The sequence below is a fragment of the Exiguobacterium sp. A1_3_1 genome (genome assembly GCF_048985645.1).
Lineage (GTDB): Bacteria > Bacillota > Bacilli > Exiguobacteriales > Exiguobacteriaceae > Exiguobacterium_A > Exiguobacterium_A indicum.
On the sequence record NZ_WBYY01000214.1, the window covers coordinates 1 to 4572 of the forward strand.

A 4572-nucleotide genomic window follows, 5' to 3' on the forward strand; every position below is an offset into this window, starting at 1 on the left:
TCGCGTACTTGATGGTGCGGTAGCAGTACTTGACGCTCAGTCTGGTGTTGAGCCACAAACTGAGACAGTATGGCGCCAAGCTACAACTTACGGCGTACCACGTATCGTTTTCGTTAACAAAATGGATAAAATCGGTGCAGACTTCTTGTACTCGGTCGGAACGCTTCGCGAACGCCTCCAAGCGAACGCACACGCGATCCAACTTCCAATCGGTGCGGAAGATGAATTCAAAGGAATCATCGACCTCGTCGAACAGAAAACATACATGTACGGCAACGATCTCGGAACTGACATCGAAGTGACTGACGGTTTCCCAGCTGATCTCGCTGATCAAGCTGAAGAACTCCGTGGATCATTGATCGAAGCAGTTGCGGATTACGAAGAAGAATTGATGATGAAATACCTCGAGGGTGAAGAAATCACAATCGACGAGTTGAAAGCGGCTATCCGTAAAGCAACTCTGACAGTTGACTTCTACCCTGTACTCGTAGGTTCGGCATTCAAGAACAAAGGTGTTCAGCTTATGCTTGACGCAGTTCTCGATTACCTCCCATCACCAATCGACGTTAAAGCGATCTCAGGTATCGACATGGATACGGATGAGGAAATCGTGCGTGAGTCTTCGGACGAAGCACCATTCTCTGCACTCGCGTTCAAAGTCATGACTGACCCTTACGTCGGTAAACTTACATTCTTCCGTGTGTACTCTGGTACAGCTTCGGCAGGATCGTACGTTAAAAACTCAACAAAAGGCAAACGTGAGCGTCTTGGACGTATCCTTCAAATGCACGCAAACAGCCGTGAAGAGATCCCGATGGTATACGCGGGTGACATCGCTGCAGCTGTAGGTTTGAAAGATACAACTACTGGAGATACGCTTTGTGCAGAGAAAGACAACGTCGTTCTCGAATCAATGACATTCCCAGAACCAGTTATCTCGGTCGCTATCGAACCAAAAACGAAAGCTGACCAAGATAAAATGGGTCAAGCCCTCGCTAAGCTTGCTGAAGAGGATCCAACGTTCCGCACTGAAACAAACCCAGAGACTGGTCAAACGATCATCTCAGGTATGGGTGAGCTTCACCTCGACATCATCGTTGACCGTATGCGTCGCGAGTTCAAAGTCGAAGCAAACGTTGGTGCTCCACAAGTAGCTTACCGTGAAACGATCCGCCAAGCGGCGAAGATCGATTCGAAGTTCGCTCGTCAATCTGGTGGTCGTGGTCAGTATGGTCACGTCGTCGTAGAATTCGAGCCGAACGAAGAAGGCGCTGGCTTCGAGTTCAACAACAAAATCGTCGGTGGTGTTGTTCCACGTGAATACATCCCAGCGGTTGAGAACGGAATCGAAGAAGCACTTCAAAACGGTATCCTTGCTGGTTACCCGGTCGTTGACGTAAAAGCTTCACTCGTCTTCGGATCGTACCACGATGTCGACTCAAACGAGATGGCATTTAAAGTTGCGGCTTCAATGGCAGTCAAACAACTTAAAGATAAGAGCGGCGCTGTTATCCTTGAGCCAATGATGAAAGTTGAAATCGTCATCCCAGACGAATACATGGGAGACATCATGGGTGATGTTACATCACGCCGTGGTCGCGTAGAAGGTATGGAAGCACGCGGTAACGCTCAAGTTGTCCGTTCAATGATTCCACTTTCTGAAATGTTCGGATACGCTACTGGTCTTCGTTCACGCACACAAGGTCGCGGAACGTACTCGATGCACTTCGATCACTACGAAGAAGTACCGAAATCAGTTGCGGAAGAAATCATCAAAAAAGCAAACGGCTAATCCTTCACAGGTTGTCACGCTTTTATGATTAGTGTAAGCTAAGGAAGGTGTACGTTATCTTACGACTCACCTTCCTAGTTATAAAAAATTATTAGACACATAGAGGAGGAATTCAGAATGGGTAAGGAAAAATTCGACCGTTCTAAACCGCACGTTAACGTTGGTACAATCGGCCACGTCGACCACGGTAAAACAACTTTAACAGCAGCTATCTCAGCTGTACTTGCAAAAGCACAAGGTAAAGCTGCAACTAAGTTTGACCAAATCGATGGTGCTCCAGAAGAGCGCGAGCGCGGTATCACAATCGCAACAGCTCACATTGAGTACGAAACAGAAAAACGCCACTATGCACACGTTGACTGCCCAGGTCACGCTGACTATGTTAAAAACATGATCACTGGTGCTGCACAAATGGACGGCGCGATCCTCGTTGTTTCTGCAACAGATGGTCCAATGCCACAAACACGTGAGCACATCTTGCTTTCACGTCAAGTAGGTGTTCCTTTCATCGTAGTATTCATGAACAAAGTTGACATGGTTGACGACGAAGAGCTTCTTGAGCTCGTCGAAATGGAAATCCGTGAGCTTCTTTCTGAGTACGACTTCCCAGGTGATGACCTCCCAGTTATCCAAGGTTCTGCTCTTGGCGCGCTTAACGGCGAAGCTAAATGGGAAGAAAAAATCATGGAACTCATGGCAGCTGTCGATGAGTACATCCCAGAACCAACTCGTGACACTGAAAAAGACTTCATGATGCCAGTTGAGGATGTCTTCTCAATCACTGGTCGTGGTACAGTTGCTACTGGCCGCGTTGAGCGTGGAGTTCTTAAAGTCAACGACGAGATCGAAATCGTTGGTCTTCACGAAGAAACTAAAAAATCAGTATGTACTGGTGTAGAGATGTTCCGTAAGCTTCTTGACTATGCTGAAGCTGGCGACAACATCGGTGCTCTTCTCCGTGGTGTATCACGTGACGACATCGAGCGTGGACAAGTTCTCGCGAAACCAAACACAATCACACCACACAAAAAGTTCAAAGCGCAAGTTTACGTTCTTTCTAAAGAAGAGGGTGGCCGTCACACGCCATTCTTCGCGAACTACCGCCCGCAGTTCTACTTCCGTACAACTGACGTAACTGGTATGGTTCAACTTCCAGAAGGTACTGAAATGGTTATGCCTGGGGACAACATCGAAATGACTGTTGAACTCATCGCACCAATCGCTCTTGAAAAAGAAACTCGTTTCTCAATCCGTGAAGGTGGCCGTACAGTAGGCGCTGGATCAGTTACAGAAATCGTTGAGTAATTTTTAAGACAAAGGTCTTCCGTCTCCCGTGGCGGAAGACCTTTTTTCATTTCTTTGAAAACAGTCTTGCAACATGGTCTGACATCTTATATACTGAGGAAAGTGTTTGTGCGAGTGGTGAGAGACTTGAATACATATTCTATTTTATTAGTGCTTGCATTCTTGCTGGTGATTCAGTATGATAGAATATGTTGGTCACAAACACAACGCGATGAAGCGGGAGGTTATGACACACCAGGCGGCATTGCCATGGCTAGTGTGGAAATTTCCGCGGAGAATGTCTATTTACAAAATAGGCGAAAAGGAGGGAAATAACATGGCAAATGAAAAAATTCGGATCCGTTTGAAAGCATACGATCACCGCGTGCTTGATCAATCGGCTGAGAAAATTGTCGACACAGCAAAACGTTCAGGTGCTACTGTATCTGGTCCGATCCCACTCCCAACGGAGAAAGCGGTCTACACAGTACTTCGTGCCGTTCACAAGTACAAAGATGCTCGTGAGCAGTTCGAAATGCGTACACACAAACGTTTGATCGACATCGTTAACCCAACACCGAAAACTGTTGATGCGCTTATGCGTCTCGAACTTCCATCGGGCGTTGACATCGAAATCAAACTTTAATTTTTCTTCTATAGATAGTTGATACTAGCCAGAAGATCAAAATCATTCAATATTAGGAGGTGTATCTCATGGCTAAAGGAATCTTAGGAACTAAACTCGGTATGACACAAATCTTCAACGAGTCAGGCGAAGTCGTCCCTGTTACTGTCGTTTCAGTCGAAGGTAACGTTGTTCTTCAATTGAAAACAACGGAAGTTGACGGTTACGAAGCAGTCCAACTCGGCTTTGGTGATATCAAAGAAGGTCGTCAAAACAAACCGCAAAAAGGTCACGCTGCGAAAGCAAACGCGACACCTAAGCGCTTCATTAAAGAAATCCGTACATCAGTAGCAGATTTCGAAATCGGTCAAGAGATTAAAGCAGATACTTTCGCTGCAGGCGAAATGGTTGATGTAACAGGTACGTCGAAAGGTAAAGGTTTCGCTGGTGCAATCAAGCGTCACAACCAATCACGTGGTCCAATGGCTCACGGTTCGCGTTACCACCGTCGCCCAGGTTCAATGGGTCCTGTTGCTCCTAACCGTGTATTCAAAGGGAAATTGCTCCCTGGACGCATGGGTGGAGAGCAAATCACTGTTCAAAACCTTGAAATCGTAAAAGTTGATGCAGAACGCGGCTTACTCCTCGTCAAGGGTGCTATCCCAGGCGCACGTAAGAGCCAAGTTGTCATCAAAACTGCGGTTAAAGGCAACTAATCCGTTTGCAAGGAAAGGAGGAATAACGAATGCCTAAAGTAGCTTTGCTTAACCAAACAGGTACACAAGTTGGAGACATCGAGCTCGCAGATGCCGTTTTCGGAATCGAGCCAAATGAAGCAGTCGTATACGATGCAATCGTCATGCAACAAGCT

4 protein-coding genes and 1 pseudogene are annotated in these 4572 nt (G+C 46.6%); all 5 read left to right on the forward strand.

Features of this window, described 5'->3' with window-relative positions; translation table 11 throughout:
- On the forward strand, window positions 1-1792 hold a 1792-nt coding region (gene fusA, locus F8N00_RS16305), incomplete at its 5' end, for an elongation factor G (protein WP_421018590.1).
- Between the two features lie 117 nt (window positions 1793-1909).
- The gene (tuf, locus tag F8N00_RS16310; RefSeq protein ID WP_023466627.1) at window positions 1910-3097 is read left to right on the forward strand and encodes an elongation factor Tu; all 1188 of its coding nucleotides are present in this window, start codon (window positions 1910-1912) and stop codon (window positions 3095-3097) included.
- Window positions 3098-3413: 316 nt separating this feature from the next.
- Window positions 3414-3722: a 30S ribosomal protein S10 gene (rpsJ, locus tag F8N00_RS16315; RefSeq protein WP_029343090.1), complete on the forward strand. Its 309-nt coding sequence runs from the start codon at window positions 3414-3416 to the stop codon at window positions 3720-3722.
- A 68-nt stretch (window positions 3723-3790) separates the two neighbouring features.
- Entirely contained in the window at window positions 3791-4417 is a 627-nt protein-coding gene (rplC, locus tag F8N00_RS16320; RefSeq protein ID WP_023466629.1) for a 50S ribosomal protein L3, read from the forward strand.
- 29 nt (window positions 4418-4446) lie between these two features.
- Window positions 4447-4572: pseudogene (locus F8N00_RS16325) on the forward strand (50S ribosomal protein L4); the annotation flags it as partial.